Here is a 22411-nt window from a genome sequence, read left to right on the forward strand (position 1 = left end):
CGGATAATTCTTATTTGTTAAGCCCCTCACTTTCCGGATGTCACTTTTTTGTATCCTAAAATACAATTATTCATATCTAGACTTGATATTTCTTGTATAGAGACCCCATTAATCAATAAGTCATAATTCTTCAAAAAAATACTTGTTTCTAGGGTTCCGATTTGAGAGCAATTTCGCCTTAAATGACTGGTCCAAGAGAAACAGCTAGCTTTTTACATATCTATTACCCACAGACATGTAGCTAGTGACACGGAGGGACAAAAGCCCGGGAGAATCAACGTTCACCGTACATTCGGTAATGATTGGCTCCGCGGGTTTTGTATTTTAAATGGACACGTCTCATCTTCCTCTAAAATGGCTGAGAAACAACATGAAGAAAGAAATTAACGTGACGAAGTAAAAACCCTAAATTTTCCGATATTATGGCTGAAAACTCGACCTTTGGTCCTCCCAATTCTGATCCTAATTTTTCGTCCACTGAGGCTAATCGTGCTTTAGAGAAAGAAGCACAATTGCCCCTCACGGGCTGGCAACAAGAAGTTGACCGAGGATTAGAACTGGGGTTAGAAGCGGCGGCTAGTATTCGCGATCGGAGCATCCCCACCTTTTCGCGAGGCGAGCTGCCCCACTATGCGGGCATCAACACCTTCCTCAAAGCGCCTTACCTAGAAGATGTGCGTAAAGTCGGCGAATACGATATTGCTGTAGTAGGCGTTCCCCATGACTCCGGCACCACTTATCGTCCCGGCACCCGCTTCGGCCCCCAGGGTATTCGTCGGATTTCAGCCCTGTATACCCCCTACAATTTCGAGCTGGGTATCGATTTACGAGAGCAGATCACTCTCTGCGATGTGGGTGATATCTTCACCATCCCCGCCAACAATGAGAAATCCTTTGACCAAATTTCCAAAGGGGTCGCCCATATCTTCAGTTCTGGCGCCTTCCCCATTATCTTAGGGGGCGATCACTCCATTGGCTTCCCCACCGTTCGCGGCGTCTGTCGCCATCTAGGCGATAAGAAAGTCGGTATTATCCATTTCGATCGCCATGTGGATACCCAAGAAACGGACCTCGACGAGCGCATGCATACCTGCCCTTGGTTTCATGCCACCAATATGATCAATGCTCCGGCTAAAAACCTAGTGCAATTAGGCATTGGCGGTTGGCAAGTGCCTCGACAAGGGGTCAAGGTCTGCCGAGAGCGAGCCACGAATATTTTGACCGTCACAGATATTACCGAAATTGGTCTAGATGCTGCCGTTGACTTCGCCTTAGAACGAGCCTTAGACGGCACAGACTGCGTTTATATCAGCTTTGATATTGACTGTATTGATGCCGGGTTTGTCCCCGGTACGGGCTGGCCAGAACCCGGCGGTCTGATGCCCCGAGAAGCCCTCTATATGCTGGGCAAGATTATTCAAAAAGCCCCCGTCTGCGGCTTGGAAATCGTTGAAGTGTCACCCCCTTACGACATCAGCGATATGACCTCGCTGATGGCCACTCGGGTCATTTGCGATACCATGGCCCATCTTGTGCTGTCGGGACAACTTCCTCGGCAACAAGCACCAGACTATATTCATCCTGAAGCCAATATGGACGTTGGTTCTGAGTGGGTTTAGGTCATGCATGAAACAGACATGACCAAAGCCCTAATCATGACGGTCAAGGACTGGTACGATTCCCAGCCTGAAGATCCACAAATCACCAAAATTCATTTGGTCGTGGGTCGGTTTACCTGTGTGGAACCTGTCAGCTTGCAGTTTGCCTATGAAGTCCAAACCCGAGACACCTTCCTAGCGGGGACAGAGCTGGTGATTCGAGAGACGCCTTTAATCGCCTTTTGCCACCCCTGTCAGCAGGAATATTCTCCTGAAATGGGCTTGCAATATGCCTGTCCCACGTGTGGAGTCCCCATGGAAGACATCCGGTCCGGCCGCGAGCTCAAAATTGACCATATCGAATATTGTTCTGATTCAGCCCAAACCTATGCACCAAACTGTTGACGCCGCCCTCGGCATTAACCTCTTACATGCCAATCAAGAAGGGGCCGATCACAACCAGGCTCACTTTAACGAATGGGGAGTGACCTGCTTTAACGTCATGAGCAGTCCAGGCGCAGGCAAAACAGTGCTGTTAGAGAAAACCCTGGCAGCTCTCAGCCCAGACGTCAATCTGGCCGTCATCGAAGGGGACATGACCACCGAACTGGATGCTGATCGCTTGCGAGCTTACGATGTCCCCGTGGTGGCAATTAACACGGGGCGGTCCTGCCATCTGGATGCCAAGATGGTCGCGGGCGGTATCCACCAATTGGAGCATTGCACCAATCCTAGAGAACTGGATTTAGTGCTAGTAGAAAATGTCGGAAATCTTGTATGTCCGGCAGAATTTGAAGTAGGGGAACATGCCAAAGTTGCCCTACTCAGCGTGACAGAGGGGGAAGATAAGCCGCTGAAATATCCAGTGATGTTTCAAGCAGCCGATTGTCTGTTGGTGACCAAGATAGATTTAGTTCCTTATCTAAATATTGACATTGAGCAGATTGTCCAAAATGTCCGTCAGCTCAATCCCCATGCCACGATTTTGCCAGTGTCTGCCCAAACAGGGACAGGGCTTGCTGAATGGTTTGAGTGGGTGCGTCAACAGGTCGCCCAACCGAGTCGGACTGCAGTCGGTAGTCACTAGTTGTTTGTAAGCAGGTAAAAGATATCTATGAAGCGACGCAATTTTTTATCCTTATGTTTGGTTTTTCTCTGCAGCTTACTGCTGACCATCAGCTGTAGCTCCTCCCCCGAGACAACGACTGATTCTTCGGCTGGTGCTGGAGAGCCAGTCGTGATTGGTTACAGTAACTGGGCAGGCTGGTGGCCCTGGGCCATTGCCGAACAAGAAGGGCTATTTGAAAAAAATAACGCTAATGTCAAGCTCAAATGGTTTGATAATTACACCACTTCGATGGAAGCCTTGGCAGCGGGCCAATTGGATGGAAATTGTCAAACCCTCAACGACACAATTTCTTTTGCGGGCAGTGCCACCAAAGGTGAGGTCGCGGTTTTAGTTAATGACAACTCCGCCGGAAACGACAAGATTATCGTTACTGCCGAGATTAATAGCATTCAAGACTTAAAGGGCAAGAAAGTGGCCGTTGAAGAAGGGGTAGTGGATGACTTTTTGTTGACCTTGGCCCTGGAAGAAAACGGCATGAAGCGGGACGATGTGGAGATCGTCGGCTTGGAAACAGGTAAAGCCGTGACGGCTTTCGTCGCAGGCAAAGCCGATGCTGTCGGCGCGTTCCCACCATTCTGGGCAACAGCGTTAAAGCGGGAAGGCAGTAAAGAGCTGATTTCGTCCAAAGAATTTCCAGGGGCCATTCCAGACTTACTCGTGGTAACCCAAGATTTAGTGGATAATCGCCCCGATCAAGTGCAGGCCTTGGTCGATACCTGGTTTGATATCCTAGCCTTCATGGATGAGAATCCCCAAAAAGCCGATGAAATCATGGCCAAGCGAGCCGGGGTCTCCTTGGAAGAAATGCAACAATTCAAAGAAGGAACACGCTTCTTTAGCCTCGAAGATAATCTTGAAGCCTTCTCGGATGGGGAAGGCATGAAGCATATGCCGTTTGCCGCCAAACGAATGGCCAAGTTTATGGTGGATGTCGGTTTCATTGAGGAGGCACCTGACTTAACCAAAGTGCTGGATGATCAATTTGTAAGGGCATACAAAGAAAAGCAAGCATAGTATCTCTCTATTTCTGGGGCTGGTCAGCCCCAGAAATACTAGATTATTGATGTGTCCCCTGAGCGCTTATGACCTCTAATGGATCAGCTCCCCCACCACAACCCCACCATCAGTCGGGTGGCCTAAAGCCAACTACTTTCTGGCGCATTGCTGAGGATATTCCAGCCAATCTTAAGTGGGCGTTAACAGCAATTTCCATCGCTCTGCCCTTGGGGCTGTGGTGGGGAGTTTCCAGTACCGGAGTTGTGAATCCTGACTTTTTACCTTCTCCTATCAAGGTGGGGCAGGCCTTAGTCGATCTGCACTCGGATGGCTTTTTGGTCAAAGATACGTTGATGAGCTGTTTTAGGGTTGGTATTGGCTTTTTTCTCGCAGCCCTCATTTCTGCTCCGATTGGCGTTGCTATGGGAACGTTTACCAGTATTCGGTCTCTATTAGAACCGATTATTGGCATTGTTCGCTATATGCCAGCACCTGCTTTTATCCCATTGCTGTTGATCTATTTAGGGATAGAAGAACTCCCTAAAATTACGCTTATTTTCATCGGGACGGTGTTCTTCAACATCTTGATGATTATGGACGCCGTCAAGTTTATCCCCAAAGAGTTGCTGGAAACAACCTATACCCTAGGCGGAAGACGTCACCAAGTGCTCTTTCAGGTGATTACCCCCTATGTGATTCCCAATATTTTGGATGCCTTTCGGGTCAATATGGCCGCCTCTTGGAATTTAGTGGTGGTTGCCGAATTAATTGCTGCCAACGAAGGCTTAGGAAAACGCATTGAACTGGCTGAAAAATTCTTTAGGACTGATGATATTTTTGCCTGCCTCATTGTGCTGGGACTGATTGGATTTTTTATTGATTTATTGTTCCGCTGGCTACTCCGCTTTTCCTGCCCTTGGGCCATTGACTAACGAACCACCATGCACTTAGAAGTTTCCCATCTGTATAAGCATTTCTCGACCCGTCAAGGGAAGCTGCTCGTGCTGAAAGATATTAATCTGCATGTGGAGACGGGGGAGTTTGTTTGTGCGGTGGGAGCCTCAGGATCTGGCAAAACCACACTCCTGCGCATGGTGGCCGGGCTAGACACCGCGACTTCAGGCAAAATCACCGTCGACGGACAGCCAGTCATTGGTCCGGGGGCCGATCGCGGCATGGTCTTTCAAAGCTATACCCTTTATCCCTGGCTGACCGTCGCCAAAAATGTGGGATTTGGCTTAAAACTCCAAGGGGTTGCCAAGCCTTTGCGTACTCAGCGAGTCGCTGAGTATCTAGACGTGGTGGGATTGTCTCAGTTTGCCGATGCATATCCCCGAGAATTGTCAGGAGGGATGAAACAGCGGGTTGCCATTGCCCGCGCCCTGGCTTCACAACCCAAAGTATTACTGATGGACGAGCCGTTCGGGGCATTGGATGTGCAAACGAAAGAAACGATGCAGCAATTTTTGCTCGATTTATGGCGACGAACCGGCACCAGCATTTTAATGATTACCCATGACGTGGAAGAAGCTATTTTCCTGTCACAGCGCATTTATGTGCTCACGGCTCGCCCTGGTTCGGTCCAACGAGAGATCGTGGTTAACTTACCCGCAGAGCGGACCTACACGATCAAACGTCAGTCCCTGTTTCAAGACTATCGAGATGAAATCATGGATCTGTTGCGGGAAACTCCAGACCTGAATCCAGTCATAGAGTAAAGCGCCGCTATCCTGGCTGCCGCTCTAGGGTGGCTTCCATCGTATTCAGAAGATAATGCTCGCTCATCATGCCGCTCGATAAGCGATAGCTATTCTCAGCAATGCGATGAAGCGTCTCAAAGCCGCTGCGGCGATCGCGATCGCCTAAAACCCAAAACCGCTGAACAATGGACTCGGGGCCAATCCAGCCTTCCCCTTCCACTTGGCCCAATTGGCTATGTTTAAGGACATAGGTATACCGCTGGTCGTTACTGCCTAAACGGCCCCGATATTGCATGATAATTTCTGAAGTGCCTTGACGAGCTACCGCTGATTCTTCCGGGAACAACAGCTTGGTTGCCATGGTAAACCAGCTGTCACAGTTCCAAGCCACGAGGGTGCGACCATGAATGGCAACGGGGTCTTGGTTCCGTTCCATCCAAGTCCCTTTAAAAGTCCATCGGCCCGCATCCAATAAAAAGGTATGGGTCGCAGTGCCCCTATTGTCTGGCATTTCGTTAATGTAGGTGAGTCTTTGTCCTTCCCTTAGGATGCCCACGGGGTCAAGCCTCTGGATCAAACAAGGTGTAATTCTCCCAGGAGAACCGGGCCAGCGGCACCAGTCACCGTCGGCACGTTGCCAGGAATTTGCAGCTGTCGCCAATAGGCCAATACGGCAAATGCGATCGCTTCCTTCGCATCAGAATTCAACCCCAAATTATCCGTCGTTAAGACAGTGCTACCGCCTAAGCGCTGCTGCAAACACTGCCGTAAATAACCATTGCGACTCCCACCTCCACAAAGGACGACCTGATCGGGCGGATGGGGTAAAAACTGGTCATAGTTGTAGACAATAGTGGCAGCAGTAAAGTCTGTCAGCGTCGCCAGCATATCTGCTGGACTAAGCTGATAAGGCGCTGCCGTTTGCAAACAGGTCTGTAAATAATCGGGACTAAATAACTCCCGTCCTGTGGACTTAGGGGGTGGCGCTTGGAAAAAAGGATGCTTCAGCCATTCTTCAATCAACGGCTGACAAGGACTGCCTTGAGCCGCCCAGGCTCCGTCGGCATCGTAGGTGAGTTCGCCCTGAGAAAAGTGCGCCACGGCCAAATCCATTAAGACATTGCCGGGGCCGGTGTCCCAACCTTTGACGCCAACGCCCAATTGGCTCGCATCAGTTAAAGGCGGTAGGTAGGTGACATTGCCAATCCCGCCAATATTTTGCACACAGCGATAGAACTCAGGATGGCTGAGCAAACAAATATCCAATTTGGAGACCAAGGGAGCACCCTGCCCCCCTGCCGCCATATCCGCTACCCGAAAATTGCTGACAGTATTGATGCCCGTTTGGTGGGCAATCACAGCACCGCGACCAATTTGGAGGGTATAGCCTAGGTTGCCCTGGGGAGGCCGATGAAAAACGGTTTGACCGTGGGAGCCAATCAGATCAGCTGCAGCCCCCTCGGCCTGAATCGACTGGGCCGCTCGAGCAAATTGCATTGCGATCGCATCATCCAATCCCGCCAATGCCTCGATACTGAGGGGCTCTCCCCCACAGACCGCGAGAATTTGATTTCGGAGGGCATCGGGATAGGGATAGGTTTGCGATGCAATCAAATCGACCTGTAAATCCAGTTCTCGGCCAGAAATATTCACCAGGGCGGCATCAATCCCATCCACGGAGGTCCCACTCATCAAGCCAATCACATACATGGTTACCCTTCTCCCAAAGAACGTAAAACACTCAGTACGTTGTTGTAATCATCGGTGCGGCCTTGCTTGGCATACAGATCAGCCGCTTTCTTTAGATCGGTAATGGCGTCTTGTCGCTTGTTTTGCACGGAATAGAGTAAGCCCCGCTTATAGTAATCTTCAGCCGCATCTGGCTTAATCCGCAGGGCATCATTGAGATCCTTTAAGGCTCCATCCAAATCTTTGAGCTGGATTCTAGCGCTAGCACGGTTAGAATAGGCCGCTTGACTACGCACCTCACTCTTGCGGGTGTCATTAATTTGGATCGTACGTCCATAGTCTTGGATCGCTTTTTCATACTGCTTCAACCGCAAATAAATATTGCCGCGCACCGTATACAAAGCAGCACTGCTAGGATTAATTTCCAAACCTTTGTTGCAGTCTGCCAGGGCACGCTGCAGTTCATTCAGGGAAAATAAAGCCCCACAGCGATTGTTGAGGACAAAGGGATCCTTGGGGTTAATGGCAATCGCCCGATCATAATCTTGAAGAGCGCCTTCAAAATCCGCCTGCTGGCCTTGATAAGCCCGCAGTTCCCCCCTGAGCAGATAGGCACTGGTCGAGTTGGGATTACTCTGGAGCGCCTGATCAAAGGATTTACGGGCCTGCTCGATTTCTCCCTGCTCATAGAAGACCCCGCCCAGATTGGTATGGGCACGGGTGAGCTGGGGGTTAATAGTCAGGGCCTGATTGTAGTCTGCGATCGCATCTTGTTTTCGGTCCAGTCTAGATTTGGCATAGCCCCGACTTGTATATTCTTTCGCCGTGCGCACGGGCAGTTCCAGAGCCCGTTCCCAGTCTTGTTCTGCCCCATCTGAGTCCCCCAGAGCCGAACGATAGCTCCCTCGATTGACATGGGCTGACAAATGATTCGACTCGGCTTGGATGGCCTTATCTAGCTCTTTGACCGCCGCTTCTAGCTTTCCCTGGACAAAAAATACAGACCCTAAATTGAGATAGCCTTGGGCCTGGTTGGGCTGCAACCGGATCGCTTTCCGATAATCGGCAATGGCCTTTTCATACTTACCCAGTTCCACCTGGGCATCTCCCCGATGGTTATAGGTTTCCGCATCTTTAGGGTCAAGGGTTAGGGCTTCGTTATAGTCTGAGATCGCAGCTTGGTATTCTCCAATGGCAAAGCGAATTGCACCTCGCTCGCGAAAGGCTGCTGCCGTTTTCGGCTGCTGTTCTAATAACGTATCGAACTGGGTAATGGCGTCCGGATATTTGCCAATTTCGGCATAGGTCTCCCCCAACTTCAGAGCCGCTTCCGTATAGTCCGCTTTGAGTTCTAATGCCTGTTCAAAATTTTCAGTGGCCGACTGCCAGTTGCCTGATTGGGCTGCCTGTTGCCCCCAAAAATAATGCCATTGGGGACGAAAGAGAAAAAAGAGACTTGCGGATGCGATCGCAGCTCCCCCTACTCCTAAACCAATCCACTGCCACTTAGGCTTCTGGATCTTCGATGTGGGCTGGCGAGCAGTTGATATCCCTGGTTCCGTGGCAGCAGGCTCAGAACTGGCAGGCACAACCTCATCCTCCGCCGAGGGATGGGACAAGACCGTACTGGCTTGGGCCACAGACTGTAATGCCGTTCGCATGGCTGCAACGGTGGCAAATCGGTGCTTCGGATGGGGCTTCACCAGTTGATCGAGCAAGCTTCGAAAGGGAGGGCTGAGATGTTCACAATCTTGTTTCCACTGCAAACGCCCCGTGGCACTATCGGTCTCAAACTGATCGGGAAACTTGCCTGTCAGCAAATAAATCGCCGTTAACCCCAAGCTATATAAATCGCTGGCAAACGTTGGTCGCCCTGCTGCCTGCTCTCGGGGCATAAAACCGAGAGTACCAATCACAATCGAGCGGCTGGGCTGGCCCTGGGCATTTATTTGGGTCGCCATTACTTCCTTAACGGCCCCAAAGTCAATCAGACACGGCTGCTGGTCAGCATTACGAACAATAATATTGTCGGGTTTAATATCGCGATGAATAATGTTGTGACCATGAATGTAATTGAGCACATTCAAAATCTGATAAAGCAGTTTGATCACCTCTGCTTCATTCAGGGAACCTTGGGCCGTGACAATTTCGGTCAGGGTCTGGCCTTCAATCCATTCCTGTACCAAATTGAACTGCCCCTCTTCTTCAAAGTAAGCAAAGAGGTCCGGAATTTGCGGATGCCCTTGGCCAATCCGTTCCAAGATGGCCGCTTCCCGCTGAAATCGTTCCAGCACAATTTTCTGCACCCGATCATTATTGAGTACAGGTTTGAGCTGTTTAATCACACAAAATCGCCGGGATGGCATCTGCACATCTTCAGCTAAGAAGGTTTTACCGAATCCACCCTCATTTAAAGCTTTGAGAATCTGATATCGGCCATTAACAAGTCCTACCATTTATTCTGTGATCTGCTGTATTCCCTTCAACAAGCAAGACAAACCCTGAATCCTCATGCCGCTAGGGTAACCTGCATTCGCTTTTGTTGCCGTAAATAGCCATGCAAAATTTCAGCATCCATACCGTGGAGCATCAGCCGAAAGCCAGCATGGAGGGTAATCAGCGGGATACAGGGATGACGGTTGTTCACTAATCCTAAAGCCAGGGGATCTTGTAACAATTTGCTGATGTAAATAGCGATGGTTTCATCTAACTGCAATGAATTGGTGGCCCGCCAGAAATCATGATCCGACAGAAATAAGGCATAAACTGGCGTATATACCTCAATGGCAGACTGCAAATCCACAAAATTCAGCCAGCCTTGGCGTCCAGGATTAATCTCAAACTCTCCATCCGTAATGGCGTCAAAATTAAGCCGTTGCGGTGCTTCTAAGGTTCGATTCTCCGCCTTCAGCTTTTGATTCAGCTCAATAATAAAGTTGTAAATATTCAAGTCATGAATCAGAAAGGTATTGTCTTTTAAATCTTCTAGACAGGTGGGACGTAAAGATTGGGTAGACGTGATCTCAACCCCAGCATTATCCGCAATAAATTTTAGAATCTCCGTCCCAATCACAAAGTGCCGCAAAATTAGATAGTTACTATCGGGCGTCACAAAATACTTCAATCCCCAATAGATCAGCTGATGCAACAGCCTCGATGAGCTTAACCATTCAGGAATCACAATCCGCAGCAGCTTCACCACCACAATCATCAATTTGGCAAAGGGGCGCACTAGGGGTAAAAAGATTCGGCGTGAACGGCTATTATGTCCCCTGAGCAAAGCTCGCTTCGATTCATCATGGAGGGGCAGACTCGCATCGATATAAAGGGCCAACCAAGGATTGGGGTCTTTAATATTAACGATTTGTTGATCAAACTCGGTCTGCCAACTCATCAATACTGTCCTAGTTCTTCTAGCTGGAGGAGGTATAGCCGAGCCGTAACTTTGGCGGTGCGGACAATCGCCTCATCCATTCCTGTTATATCCAAAATTGAGCTAGACAGCAGGTCTTCCAGTTCCTGGAGATGATCTTCGTCATGGGCCGCATGGTAGCGATAAAACTCCAGCTGATCAGGATCCGTGATTAAAGGATTCTCGTCTAAGGCATTGGCAAAAGTTTGGGCGAACCGCTTGCCTAAACCCTCAATAATAAACATGGCCCCTAATAAATCGAAGGGGTTAGGCTGCGAAGCCCGCTGATACATCCAGGCCGACAACGCTTCCGAGCCAATATTTTTACGGGCGCTGATCAACGCTTCTTTTTGGGCCCCAGAAGCCAGATAGCTTTTCTCCAACATTTGATAGTCAAGATGTTCCGTGGCCGCATGGCGGATAAAGACGGAGCGCTGATCTAAGTAAGGAGCTGTAATTGAAGAGGCTGCTCGACTAATCCAACCGCTCCCTTCCACCACTTGCTGGTAATGGTCGCTAATTAAAGTCAGATAATCCGCCAACCGGAGCTGCTGCTGCATCGCCCGAGCAACAATCGGTACTGTTAATAATCGACTCTCGAAATCTGCCCACACTATAGTGAGCTGGCGTAGCACCCGCTGGGCCTGGGTTACGTTACTTTGAAGTCGGGGTTGGGTTTGCATGGGATTACACCACGGTTAAATGCATAAAGGCAGCAATACAGCGCCCGCTCTCGGGCACAAAGCAGAGGATCCGCTGTCCAGCCTGCAGTGGATGTTTTTGGACCAGCTCCTCTAGCATGATAAAGATGGAGGCCGTCCCGGTATTGCCATAGCGTTCTAGGTTATTGCACCATTTCTCTTCTGCAATCATGGCTCCTGTGCGGCGCAGCAGCCGCTTCATTTCTTCGCCTAAAGAGTGGGAAGAGTAGTGAGGTAAAAAATAATCGATGGCGTTGGGATCGAGATCGTACTTTTCTAGCAGCTCTAGATAGTAGCCCACCCAAACCGGGAACATGGCATAGAGAATCTCAAAATCTTGCTTGAGGGCAATGGCACCGGCTTCATAGGCAGCCTGAGGAGACTCATATAAGCCCCATCCCTGGTCCTCAGCCCCAGTATTGCTTTTGGCTCCCGCATACATACAGGGCGGAAAGCGATCGGCAAAGGACTTAAACTGAATCCAATCAATCCGCAAAGAGACGCCATCAGGTTTAGGGCCGGGCTCTAGCACCACGGCTCCTGCCCCATCCGACAGGGTCCACCGCAAAAACTCAATTTGCGGATCCGGTCTAGCCGCTTCGTCGTAAAAAGGCCGATAAACCGAAGGACGAAACCAACGGCTGGCAAATTCGCTGCCACTCGCAACGGCTAGCTGAGACTCCCCCACTTTGACATTGAGCCAGGCATTTTTGACCGCCATCAGGCTACTAGCACAAACACTCTGAAAGGAAAAAATGGCTAAGGGTGGAATGCCCAATTCACCATGGACTGCACTGGCAAATCCTGGCACCAGATAATCCCCTTGGGTCGTACTAGTGGCCAGCAAATCCACCTGCTCGGGCTGGCAACGGGCCTGCTTGAGGGCGTCGTGAATGGCATTCGCTGCCATCGCTGCGTTGGTATATCGATAGCCCCCTTCCATATTGAGGGCATAATAGCGATGCTTAATCCCATTTTTGCGCAGAATGGCGGATCCTAGGGTGGAGCTACGCTGACTAATATGGCCGATGTATGCCGCCATATCCCCATTGGCAACTGCCTCTCCGGGCAAAAATTTGCCGACTCCAGTAATGTAAACGTCTTGACCAGGAGACATAGGCAAAGCTGACTCAGTGGTCAGTAACGGGCGACCTGTCTATATTCGATGCTATCGCAGCATCTACTGCCGAATCATAGCTCGTCTCGGGTTGACTAGGGCCAAAGAGTTGCCTACATTGATCGAAAGCCTAATATTGATTGGCAAAAAGGAAATCACAACTCTTAAATAACGCCTCTACCAGACTTGAGGTCAGTCATTAGTACGCCTCGCTACATTTGCAGCTTCATCGGCTGTTGTATTGTCAAAAGATGGTGAAACATAGGCATGCGATTAAATCCTCTGATAAACGGCCAAATCCATACTTGTTAATAGATTTAACGATTGAGACCTATAAGTTTGACATCGAAATGGGCACACTACAGTCATCGGTGTTGATGGAGATTTGATATCCAGGCTATCGCCAACAATAGTTTGTCTTAGTCGTGTCCTAGCACACAAGTAGCAAGTTTAGCTTGCGGTCTCAGCGGTCGGGGGAGTCTGCATTGAGTTGCAGTAGGCCATCGCTTTTTCAGCAATAGTGTCACGTCCTCTTTCGAGATGTAAGTTTTGCAGTGGTGTTTTTTCAAAGATTATTTCGTCAGCCTCAGCCGCCTAACCATGCCACACCGTCTGAAAGCCTAGAAGCGCGTTTAGCCGAGTATGATCAGGCGATCGCCCATGGAACAGATAATAACGATGTGTGGTTTGGGCGAGGGTGCGTCCAAGTTGAACTAAAGCGGTATCAAGAAGCCATTCGTAGCTTCGATAAGGCCTTGGCCCATCGCCCAAACCATTTAGACAGTTGGCACAATCAGTCTTTAGCCTATTGTCAATTGGGTCTATACGAAGAAGCTGTCAATAGCTATGAGCAGGCGCTTCATTTTGGCAGCGTCCCTTCTCAAGATTGGTATTTCTATGGCACATTACTCGCTCAGCTCGATCGCTACGAAGAAGCCATCGATAGTTACGAGGAAGCACTCAAGAAAGATCCCGATCGAGCGTTGATTTGGTATGACCGGGGGATTGCTCTGTCCTGGTTAGGGCAGTTCGAAGATGCGATCGCAAGTTACGATCAAGCCCTCAATCTAGATACCACCCTTCATCAAGCCTGGTTCCGGCGCGGCTTAGCCTTTAATCAATGTCACAACTATGCCCAAGCCCTAAAATCCTTTGATAAAGCCCTATCAATAGACACCAAAGGTTCCGAAGTATGGGCTGCCAAGGGATTAGCACTCCTCCAACTGCAGCAATATGAAGACGCCATTACCGCCCATGATCAAGCGATCAAACTCAATGCCAAGGATGATCAAGTTTGGTACAACCAAGCCTGCTGCCATGCCCATTGTCAACAGTTAGATCAAGCTATATTCAGTCTTGAACAAGCCATTCACCTCAATCCAGAGGCCATTCGTGAATTGGCTAGTACAGATCCTGACTTACAGGTTTTGCATCAACACCCCACTTTTCAAAAGCTGATTTCGATTTAAGTGTCAGTTCTCAGGATTCTTATAAAACGTTCATGGACGTTTCAGTCAATCCAATGACTTTACCCAGATAGTCATCATTCCAGCTTCAGATACCCCTCTTACATTGGAATCAATGAAGTTGGATCACAGACATGAAACGCACGACTCGAACTGCCTTATCGCTCTTAACCAGCCTGACGCTCCACAGCATCGGATTTACATCACCCACCCTGGCTGAAACCACCCTCACCCGTGGTCCCAATTTTGCTACCCATCCGGTCAACATAGGCAACGGTTCTGTACCTGCGATCGCTCAAGGTTCCTCAAGAACAACCCAGAGTCTGAATGATACAGCCCCTCTTACCCAGACTGAATCAGGACGCGACACTACGACCCAGTCTTCAGAACCTCTTAAAATCATCACCCGTAGTCCCAATGGTGCAGCCCATATTTTGAACTAGTCCCATCATATTGAGGATGACCAGTTGATACACCCCACGACGCAGGGCCGTTTGCTGATAGCAATCGACCCATGTTGAAGTGCAAGTGATTTTCCCCTGGAAAGTCACTGAATCCATCTTCATTTGCCCCCTACTACTAAGACATGTCTTGGTAGTAGGCTTTATTCTTCTAAATCAGTGCCTTTCTCGTGAGATCTCACCCACAACATCCCTCTCTATAGGTCGTAAAACCGCGACTCACCCAGCATTTGAGGCTGCGGATTTCTTCAGGTAGTTCAAAAACCAGTTCACGGCAGTGGCCCGGCGAGTCCGGCGCGGATTAAGCTCATCGACCGTGTAACCCCCAAAGCCTAATTCTGATTTCAGCAGCTGTTTGTTTTCTTTGGGAATGGAGCGGGTGAGCTTGATAGTGGCAGGACGACTGCCAATAAAGTCTGGCGGATCTGGGTAGACTTCTGTCCAGGTTTCATCCACTTGCGAAACATCCCATGCCTGCGAGACCGGATCATAGCGATAGCCCAAGTGATACCAGAGCATCCGATTAACTGTTTCATCAGGAATTTTGTCGTCCAAGATGGCCCAAAAAGTTTCTGATATTAATTCCGGTAAGTCAGATTCTGGCACAGACATAGATCATCCCGTTGGACGCTGTTGAGTGGTGCGCTGGAGCAGCCATAACGACGCAACCACACCGGCAAACTGCCCCGCAATCGTATTAATACAGGCTTGAATCACAAATAGATCAATCGGTTCTACCAGTTGATTGGGGTTCAGGCTAAATACCGCTACCCCTTGAGAAATGGCCTTACCGATGATCGCCCCTACAAACCATTCTCCCCCAATCACGGTCACCAAAATACCTACGAGATCCGTGAGCAAGACCATTTTCAGCAATCTCAGAGTGGCGGCTTTGGAAGGGGCATTGGCGCTAGACGGCGCTAAAAAACGACGTCCCCAGCGGGTATAGCGAAAACTCCAGAAAACGCTCACCCCCAAGAGCAAAATGCCGGCCACTGTGAATAACAGCCCTAAGCCGCTAATCGTATTGCCCGCCTGATTTGGATTACTGGCACGGCTGAAAAAGGCGAATAGAACCGTTACTCCCGAGATGATGCCTAGCACCGCCTTGATCCAGAAACTGATCCAACCGACAATGCGGAATGCACCACCCAAATTTTTCAAATTGGGCGACCGGGATAGAGCGTCAGACGGTCGGGTCATGCAGGTTTAGTCCGGTAAGTCATATTGACTGACAATGCGCTTGGCGTACTCAGGTACATGGGCATCTACCTTATCAGGATAGTTGCGCTTCACATACAGGTAGTTCCGGGTAAAGTGGGAATCAATGGAGAACCGCGCATATTCTAAACCTCGGGGACCAATCTTGTCGATCACCACACCCATCAGCTTCGCTGCCCACATGGGTAGGGTGACACCTTTGTCATAAGCAGGGATGCTGTTTTGCACCGCTGCATGGCGATCGCCCTCAGAAATAACGGGCTGGGTTTCCAGCTGATCCATCACCAGATCCAGCATTTCTTGCCCCGTTTCATTGCGGACCACAAGCCACTGCCAGCCATAGGGCGACCCCATATAACCCACCACAAGATCCGCCAGGGAATTCGTGTAGTCAAAGCAGCTCATGCAGGACGGGGCAAAAATATCCTTGAGCTTATTGGTCTTCAGGCCAAAGAAAGGCACCGTCTCAATCGAGCCGTCTTCATGCTTAAAGTGGATGCGGAAGTCCTGCATAAATTCGTAATGGACGACCGTATCTGGAGATCGGCTCGTGGTTTCTAAAAAGGTCTGCAACCCAGCTCGATTCACATTGTCTACACAAGGGGTTCCCAGAACATACAGCTTTTCTAGTCCTAAGCTATCCTGAACAGACCGCAAAGCCTGAGTTTGACATCCCACTCCAATTACACAGAGGCGCTTCAGCCCCGACTGCTCAATCTGCTCCAACACCGAGAGATTGGGAGAGAGGGTGGGCTTATTCACCCGAGCCGCCAACACCTCTTCCGGGGTACGGGCAATAATCGGCTTGGGTTGGAACCGATCTTCATCGGTATTTTGGATACAGACGACGCCGTCCACTTTGCCCTGCTTCAGCATTTCCATACCGATGGTGCTGACAATGCCCGTCCATTGCGCCCCCGGAATGGGATCGACCTTGCGGGCCGTCATCATTTGGTTGCTGACCCCGAAATACCAATCATCTTCGTTATCCAAGTCACGACTACGACCGTGGGCCTTTTCTTCTAATTCAGCCACCTGCTGATTTAAAAAGGCACAGGCTTCTTTTACATAGTGAATGTAGTAGGTATCGCACAGACCACATTCACTACAGAGTTCTTTAGCCGGTCGGCGACTCGTAGACTTGAGGGCTTTGGCTTTTTTATGGGGTTGTACCGCAGTCATAGTTAAATTAGGGTTCAGTCCTGCGAAGCAAAGGCAGGAGACCGAACTAAATGGTGATATCGCATTCCGATTGTAAACAGTTTCGGGGCCGCGACCCAAGCCTCCTCTTTTTTTCCTTCGCCGGATGAGTTTAGGAGCCGCTAATCATTATGGGCATGATCAAACGTATACACATAAAACATGCGGCTAAATCGCTGGAGTAAATAGCCCCCCGTCACGAAAACCACGCTACAGAGCACTAACTCCCAAAACTCAGGCGGAGGAGCCATCAAGAGCAACGTAGTATCAGGATGAGTGATGGCGTATAGGGCTTGCGATCGCGCATCCAGCATCACCCCCAATCCAAAACAAACCACCGCACTGACCCACATCACGACTTTTAGCTGCTGAATCCGATTTAAGGCCCCACGGCAAGCTTGGCAATCTTTAGTATGGGTGTTCCAAATATCAAAGAGCTGTTCCTTATCGCGCTGAGGGGGTGGGAGTTGGGGATCACATTGCCACGGAATCCCTCCGCCTGCACGGGTTTTGATCCATTGCCGTAGGGCAATCACCATCTTGTCTTGGGGATTAGGGGTATAGACCGTTTCCAGCCAATCTCCCGGTTCTTGATGCCCAATGCGCTTTTCCTGATAGTGGAGAAACACTAAATCTTGATGGAGAAAGAGGGGGGCCAAAACATGGCCGAGCCATTTCGGCATGGGCCAAGCAAAAAAGCCCAAACCGGGAGGGGTTTTTCCATCCTTATCTTTAATTAACACCTGGCAACCGATATGGCGGCACCAGCCTGGGCGAGTGGGGCTCGCATAAAGCGCCAAAATCATCTGCCCATCCCTAGCAAAGGTGGTTTCAATCCGCATATGACAAGGGGGCTGAAAATTATGGACGGCCTTTCTGAGAATCGTATTGGCAAGGGGGGTGATATCAAAGGCAAAGCCTTCTTGGGTCGACACCTCCCGAACCGGACTCATATCGTAATAATTGGCATCTCGATAGCGATTGCCCATAATGCCATGATGAGACACCGGTACATGGGCTGGATCCGCAATATTCTCCATAAAAAAGTCCCAGCCGTAGGGCAAATCTCGCACATACCAGAACAATTGAATCGCTCGATCGGGCAACTCTTCTAACTCCGGGATAATCCGAGGAGAGCGCTCCTGGCGGAGAGACTGGGAATTCTCACTGGGATCGGGCCACACCCAAATAAGCCCCTGCTGCACCTGAGTTGGATAGGAAATCGCACAAGATCGTGGGTTGGCTCGATTCTGTTTGGCCGTTTCTAAATCACGACTTTGAGGAATATCTAAGCACTGCCCTGAACCGTCAAATCGCCAGGCATGATAGGCACACATTAAGGTACCATCGACTTCGATTCGTCCTTCCGATAGGGGTGCAAGGCGATGGGGACAGCGATCTTCAAAACAATGCCATTTTCCCTGCTGATCATGCCAAATCACCAGCTCTTTTCCCAACAACTGAATGGCATGAGGGCTTTTCGGATCCAAGAACTCAGCCACTGCCACTGGATACCATTGTTGTGTCCATTGAAATTGTTCAGGTGTGGCGAGGGACGTTTCAGCGTCTGCAATGGAGGATGAGGTCTCAACCTGCTGAGAGGCATCATGGGTTGGATCAAGGGACAAGCGGTTTTGAGTCGTCACTGTCTTAACAATTGCGCTCGCAGCTAGGGTTCATCTTCCCCAATATAATCCTCAACGTTCCACGGGTTAATCGATTCCAGGCCACTTCGCCATCAAACCGATGCATTTTGGCACTGTCCCTCTCACCGATCCGCTTAAAATCGAGGAACCGCTGACCTCGCTTCACCATCACTAACTCAAAGATGATGGAGATGAAAGGCCTCGGTTTGACAAAAGGCCAAAGAATAAGAATCATAATCCCCAGAAGCTTTGACAAGCATCCGAGGAATACTGAACTCGATTTGTCTCCGGCTTGTTTAGACTCGCTTATTCTCTATTTCGCTGTCCACCCTCAACCTAAAGTGACTCATGACCGTCTCTGAGAACCGCCCTAACTTGCCGCCCTCATCCCGGGTTCTGACCTTGGTGGGTCTGATTCTAATCCTGACCTTCTTTCTAGATTTTCTGGTCCGCTTGACCTCGCCCCAGCTTGGCAATGCCGAAGTCCAATTGACCCTACTCAATGACTTAATCGATCGCGGCGTTATTCCCCTGATCGGTTTATCCCTGATTTATGCGGGTTTCTGGTTTCATCTATATACCAAGCCACCCCTGGTTACTGATGCTCAAGACGATAAGGAACTGCGGGCAGCCTGGCAAGATCCCAAATTCTGGACCTTTGTCTTCGCCAGTGTTCTAGGACTGATGTTCTTACTGATTATTCCGTTTCACTATGCCAAAACCGGAGATGTGATTCAGAAAGCCCTCGATCAAGTTGAAGCAGAATGGACTCGTAACAAAGCCACCATTGATCAGCAGCTCAATCAGGTCAAAGTCGAAGAGCAGCAATGGCAAGCCATCGGTAAAGACCCCACCCAGCTCGATCAGCTACTCAATAATCCCCAAATGCCGCCCCAACAAAAGGCCGCCCTTACCCAACTCAAGAAAGATCCCCAGGTACTGAAACAAAATGTAGACGCTCGGGTCAAGCAGCTCCAACAGCAACAAACCCAAGTTGCAGGTCAGTTAGCGGATGCGGAAAAGCGTAAAGCTGAGGTGGTCAAACGGGCAGAAGGAGAACGATCCATGACTCGTCTGCGGGCAGGAATTCGAAGTATATTACTTGCGATCGCATTTGCCAGCATTGGCTGGACCGGACTACGAGACTCTTCCAACTAGGGCCATCAGCAGACGGCCAGCAAGGTTTAGGGGATAATGACTAGCAGTCTTTAGAACATCCTCTCCCATGACCTTGCAGGCTCCCCTTACCCAACTAATTGAGATTCTGGCCGCAAAGCCCCTTCATATCCCTGATGCTTTAACCTCCCAGCAGGTTCAAGGCGTTAATACGGACACCCGCAGCCTGAAACCCCAGGAAATTTTTCTAGCCTTCTCGGGAGAGAACTTTGATGGTCATCGGTTTGCAGAGTCGGCAGTGCAGCAGGGCGCAATAGCTGCGATTGTCGATCACCCCATCGATGCAGCCATTCCTCAACTAGTGGTTCCAGATACCTTATTGGCCTATCAGCGTTTGGGCCAATGGTGGCGACAGCAGTTTCAAATCCCGATTATTGCCATTACAGGCTCTGTCGGTAAAACCACCACTAAAGAGCTGATTTCAGCGGTCCTTGGTACGGCTGGATCCGTTCTCAAAACCGAGGCCAACTACAACAACGAAATTGGCGTCCCCAAAACCTTGTTAGGGTTAACCGCCGATCATGACTATGCAGTTGTGGAAATGGGGATGCGGGGGCCAGGAGAAATCGCGGAACTGTCTCAGATTGCCCAACCCACCATTGGCGTGATCACCAATGTCGGCACTGCTCATATTGGTCGTCTAGGATCTAGAGAAGCCATTGCCCAAGCCAAATGTGAGCTACTAGCCCATATGCCTGCAAATAGTCTGGCAGTTCTCAATGCCGATAATTCCTTACTGATTGAAACGGCTCAAACCGTGTGGTCGGGGGCTCAAGTCACCTATGGCCTAGACTCTGGCGATTTACGAGGACAGCTAGCGGATCAAACACTACAGGTAGCGGGCCATTCTTTTCCCTTACCTCTGCCAGGGGCTCATAATGCCTTGAACTATTTAGCCGCCCTGACCATCGCCCAGCATCTCCATTTGGATCTCGCACCCCTACAGCAAGGTATTTTCCTGGAACTTCCTTCCGGTCGCGCTCGTAAACTCACCCTGCCTAACGATGTGGTGGTTCTAGATGAGACCTATAACGCGGGCCTGGAATCCATGCAGGCAGCCCTCCATTTACTCGCCCAAACACCCGGCCAACGGCGAATTGCGGTACTGGGTCCCATGAAAGAATTGGGCGATTATGCCCCCGAACTCCATCGCCAAGTGGGCAATCTTGTCCAAACACTGAACATTGATCAGCTTTTGATCCTAGATCAAGGACCGGAAGGGAGTGCCTTAGCAGAGGGAACAACCACAGTCCCCACAGAGCAGTTTGCTAAGCATCAAGCCCTGATGGACTATCTCGATCAGCATATTCAGCCAGGCGATCGTCTCCTCTGCAAAGCGTCCCACTCCGTGGGGCTAGACCGCATTGTCGACCATCTCACCCAAGTCAAGGCTTAGGCGCTTACGAGGCTAACGCCTGACGCTGGGCCTCGATTAACTGTTGAATGCCAATTTCTGCCAGGTCTAACATTTGATTGAGCTGGGGACGAGGTAGGGTGCCTTCTTCAGCCGTCCCCTGGACTTCTAGCAGCTCTAACTGTTCCGTTGCCACGACATTCAAATCCACCGCCGCACCGACATCTTCTGGGTAGTTGAGATCTAGAAAGGGCTGACCTTCTAGCAACCCCACCGATACGGCGGCGACATGATGACGAATGGGGGATTGGGAGATTTCTCCCTTGCTCACTAGCTGATTCACCGCATCCACAAGGGCCACAAATCCACCCGTAATGGATGTCGTGCGCGTTCCTGCATCGGCTTGTAGGACATCGGCATCCACCACGAGGGTACGCTCTCCCAAAGCCTGTAAATCGAGGGCTGCCCGCAAACTCCGACCGATTAACCGCTGAATCTCTTGGGTGCGTCCCGATAATTTCATCAGTTCTCGGCGCTGCCGTTCTGGAGTCGCTCCAGGTAGCATGCGATATTCTGCCGTTAACCACCCCTGACCCGTGTCTTCTAAAAATCGGGGGACACCGGGCTGCACAGAAACCGTACACAGAACTTTCGTCTGTCCACATTCTGCCAGTACCGATCCAGCGGCAAAGTGGGTATACTCTCGGTGAAACCGAATCGGTCGAAGCTGATCCGGTTGACGGCCATCAGGACGTTGCCAAGTCATGTATGCTTATTCTCAACTACACAGGGGTTGGCATCCACCACTGACCTAAGTATTGTGGGTGAGCCAATTTAAATCCCAACCAGCATACTCTAGATCACCCACTCGAAATCCGGGCTTTAGTAAAAGATTCTTTCAAAACTTAATACTTCCCATAAAAATGTTGACGGATCCAATAGATATGGTGTTGACTATGGGGGAAAGTTACAGGTGAACGCTACATCTGTTGTTAGCATCTAAACTATGGTAGCCCAGCTAGATACTCCTCCCCGCGCAGTTGATTCTCCATCACGCCATATTGTCGAAGGCTTGGTCAAAATCTTCACTGCACCGCATCGCAGTTTTTTCACCTCAGTAATGGCGCAAGCACTTCGGGAGGCTGGGCAAGGAACGCGGGTACTCGTCGTCCAATTTTTGAAAGGGGGCATCAATATGGGCCACCACCACCCCATGCACCTCTGTCAAAATTTGGACTGGTATCGCTGCAATTTACCGCGCTGTATTGATACACCAGAGTTAGAGACCGATGAAATGCAAGCCATGGAAGATCTTTGGCAGCATACGAAAACTGCGATCGCAGATGGGGATTACTCCCTTGTGATTTTGGATGAACTCAGTTTGGCCCTCCATCTCAATCTCATTCCCGAATCAGAAGTCTTAGGGTTGATTCAGCAGCGTCCTCAGCATATTGATATGATTTTGACGGGGCCGAATATGCCCTCGTCCCTGATGGATGTCGCCGACCAAATTACTGAGATGCGACGCAGCGTTTGCCCTTAGTC

Annotated in this window: 23 protein-coding genes and 1 riboswitch; of the genes, 11 read left to right on the forward strand and 12 right to left on the reverse strand. The window is 50.0% G+C overall.

What is annotated here, in order from left to right; translation table 11 throughout:
- Positions 1 to 137: 137 nt before the first annotated feature.
- Positions 138 to 274: riboswitch (guanidine-I (ykkC/yxkD leader) on the forward strand.
- 148 nt (positions 275 to 422) lie between these two features.
- The 6 genes from ON05_RS15750 to ON05_RS15775 all read left to right on the forward strand — a co-directional run bounded on the left by ON05_RS15750 (position 423) and on the right by ON05_RS15775 (position 5441).
- Entirely contained in the window at positions 423 to 1619 is a 1197-nt protein-coding gene (locus ON05_RS15750; RefSeq protein WP_010475478.1) for an agmatinase family protein, read from the forward strand.
- A gap of 3 nt (positions 1620 to 1622) precedes the next feature.
- Complete coding sequence (gene hypA / locus ON05_RS15755; protein WP_029315303.1) at positions 1623 to 2003, forward strand: hydrogenase maturation nickel metallochaperone HypA; 381 nt, start codon at positions 1623 to 1625, stop codon at positions 2001 to 2003.
- Positions 1987 to 2685, forward strand: coding sequence for a hydrogenase nickel incorporation protein HypB (hypB, locus tag ON05_RS15760; protein WP_010475482.1), 699 nt, complete (start codon positions 1987 to 1989; stop codon positions 2683 to 2685). Before hypA ends, hypB begins: the two co-directional genes overlap by 17 nt.
- 27 nt (positions 2686 to 2712) lie before the next feature.
- Positions 2713 to 3741, forward strand: a complete 1029-nt coding sequence (locus ON05_RS15765) for an ABC transporter substrate-binding protein (protein WP_010475484.1) — start codon at positions 2713 to 2715, stop codon at positions 3739 to 3741.
- 68 nt (positions 3742 to 3809) lie between these two features.
- On the forward strand, positions 3810 to 4655 hold the full coding sequence (locus tag ON05_RS15770; protein ID WP_010475485.1) for an ABC transporter permease: 846 nt from the start codon (positions 3810 to 3812) through the stop codon (positions 4653 to 4655).
- Between the two features lie 9 nt (positions 4656 to 4664).
- Entirely contained in the window at positions 4665 to 5441 is a 777-nt protein-coding gene (locus ON05_RS15775) for an ABC transporter ATP-binding protein (RefSeq protein ID WP_010475486.1), read from the forward strand.
- A 7-nt stretch (positions 5442 to 5448) separates the two neighbouring features.
- On the opposite strand, the gene ON05_RS15780 is transcribed toward ON05_RS15775, so the two are convergent.
- The 6 genes from ON05_RS15780 to ON05_RS15805 all read right to left on the reverse strand — a co-directional run bounded on the left by ON05_RS15780 (position 5449) and on the right by ON05_RS15805 (position 12342).
- A complete protein-coding gene (locus ON05_RS15780) occupies positions 5449 to 5934 on the reverse strand; it encodes a hypothetical protein (protein ID WP_010475487.1) in 486 nt (161 codons plus the stop codon).
- A gap of 62 nt (positions 5935 to 5996) precedes the next feature.
- Complete coding sequence (locus tag ON05_RS15785; protein WP_010475488.1) at positions 5997 to 7133, reverse strand: anhydro-N-acetylmuramic acid kinase; 1137 nt, start codon at positions 7131 to 7133, stop codon at positions 5997 to 5999.
- A 2-nt stretch (positions 7134 to 7135) separates the two neighbouring features.
- Positions 7136 to 9568 (reverse strand): serine/threonine-protein kinase, encoded by a 2433-nt coding sequence (locus tag ON05_RS15790; protein WP_010475489.1) that lies wholly within the window; start codon positions 9566 to 9568, stop codon positions 7136 to 7138.
- Between the two features lie 53 nt (positions 9569 to 9621).
- Positions 9622 to 10506 (reverse strand): DUF6999 family protein, encoded by an 885-nt coding sequence (locus tag ON05_RS15795; RefSeq protein ID WP_010475490.1) that lies wholly within the window; start codon positions 10504 to 10506, stop codon positions 9622 to 9624.
- Positions 10506 to 11207 (reverse strand): iron-containing redox enzyme family protein, encoded by a 702-nt coding sequence (locus ON05_RS15800; RefSeq protein WP_262561850.1) that lies wholly within the window; start codon positions 11205 to 11207, stop codon positions 10506 to 10508. The genes ON05_RS15795 and ON05_RS15800 overlap by 1 nt, the downstream gene beginning before the upstream one ends.
- 4 nt (positions 11208 to 11211) lie before the next feature.
- A complete protein-coding gene (locus ON05_RS15805; protein ID WP_010475492.1) occupies positions 11212 to 12342 on the reverse strand; it encodes a beta-ketoacyl-ACP synthase III in 1131 nt (376 codons plus the stop codon).
- A 557-nt stretch (positions 12343 to 12899) separates the two neighbouring features.
- Here ON05_RS15805 and ON05_RS15810 point away from each other — a divergent pair.
- Together ON05_RS15810 and ON05_RS15815 are read left to right on the forward strand one after the other, a co-directional pair.
- A complete protein-coding gene (locus tag ON05_RS15810; RefSeq protein WP_010475493.1) occupies positions 12900 to 13811 on the forward strand; it encodes a tetratricopeptide repeat protein in 912 nt (303 codons plus the stop codon).
- A gap of 131 nt (positions 13812 to 13942) precedes the next feature.
- Positions 13943 to 14251, forward strand: coding sequence for a hypothetical protein (locus tag ON05_RS15815; protein WP_010475495.1), 309 nt, complete (start codon positions 13943 to 13945; stop codon positions 14249 to 14251).
- 237 nt (positions 14252 to 14488) lie between these two features.
- On the opposite strand, the gene ON05_RS15820 is transcribed toward ON05_RS15815, so the two are convergent.
- The 5 genes from ON05_RS15820 to ON05_RS15840 all read right to left on the reverse strand — a co-directional run bounded on the left by ON05_RS15820 (position 14489) and on the right by ON05_RS15840 (position 18571).
- Positions 14489 to 14881 carry a DUF1823 family protein gene (locus ON05_RS15820; protein WP_010475497.1) on the reverse strand — a complete coding sequence of 131 codons (393 nt, stop codon included), beginning with the start codon at positions 14879 to 14881 and terminating at the stop codon, positions 14489 to 14491.
- A 3-nt stretch (positions 14882 to 14884) separates the two neighbouring features.
- Positions 14885 to 15472, reverse strand: a complete 588-nt coding sequence (locus ON05_RS15825) for a DUF3611 family protein (protein WP_010475499.1) — start codon at positions 15470 to 15472, stop codon at positions 14885 to 14887.
- 6 nt (positions 15473 to 15478) lie between these two features.
- Entirely contained in the window at positions 15479 to 16672 is a 1194-nt protein-coding gene (locus ON05_RS15830) for a Coenzyme F420 hydrogenase/dehydrogenase, beta subunit C-terminal domain (RefSeq protein ID WP_010475501.1), read from the reverse strand.
- Positions 16673 to 16812: 140 nt separating this feature from the next.
- A complete protein-coding gene (locus ON05_RS15835) occupies positions 16813 to 18336 on the reverse strand; it encodes a Rieske 2Fe-2S domain-containing protein (protein ID WP_010475505.1) in 1524 nt (507 codons plus the stop codon).
- Positions 18337 to 18340: 4 nt separating this feature from the next.
- Positions 18341 to 18571: a hypothetical protein gene (locus ON05_RS15840; RefSeq protein WP_010475506.1), complete on the reverse strand. Its 231-nt coding sequence runs from the start codon at positions 18569 to 18571 to the stop codon at positions 18341 to 18343.
- A gap of 113 nt (positions 18572 to 18684) precedes the next feature.
- Here ON05_RS15840 and ON05_RS15845 point away from each other — a divergent pair, with 113 nt between their 5' ends.
- Both ON05_RS15845 and murF read left to right on the forward strand, forming a co-directional pair.
- Complete coding sequence (locus ON05_RS15845; protein WP_010475507.1) at positions 18685 to 19494, forward strand: HpsJ family protein; 810 nt, start codon at positions 18685 to 18687, stop codon at positions 19492 to 19494.
- A 67-nt stretch (positions 19495 to 19561) separates the two neighbouring features.
- Positions 19562 to 20908, forward strand: a complete 1347-nt coding sequence (gene murF, locus ON05_RS15850) for a UDP-N-acetylmuramoyl-tripeptide--D-alanyl-D-alanine ligase (RefSeq protein WP_010475508.1) — start codon at positions 19562 to 19564, stop codon at positions 20906 to 20908.
- Between the two features lie 4 nt (positions 20909 to 20912).
- Here the strand turns inward: murF and rph are convergent, their stop codons facing one another.
- Complete coding sequence (gene rph / locus ON05_RS15855) at positions 20913 to 21632, reverse strand: ribonuclease PH (RefSeq protein WP_010475509.1); 720 nt, start codon at positions 21630 to 21632, stop codon at positions 20913 to 20915.
- 240 nt (positions 21633 to 21872) lie between these two features.
- On the opposite strand from rph, the gene ON05_RS15860 reads away from it, so the two are divergent.
- The gene (locus ON05_RS15860) at positions 21873 to 22409 is read left to right on the forward strand and encodes a P-loop NTPase family protein (RefSeq protein WP_010475510.1); all 537 of its coding nucleotides are present in this window, start codon (positions 21873 to 21875) and stop codon (positions 22407 to 22409) included.
- Positions 22410 to 22411: the final 2 nt, after the last annotated feature.

The sequence above is a fragment of the Acaryochloris sp. CCMEE 5410 genome (assembly GCF_000238775.2).
Taxonomy (GTDB): Bacteria; Cyanobacteriota; Cyanobacteriia; order Thermosynechococcales; family Thermosynechococcaceae; genus Acaryochloris.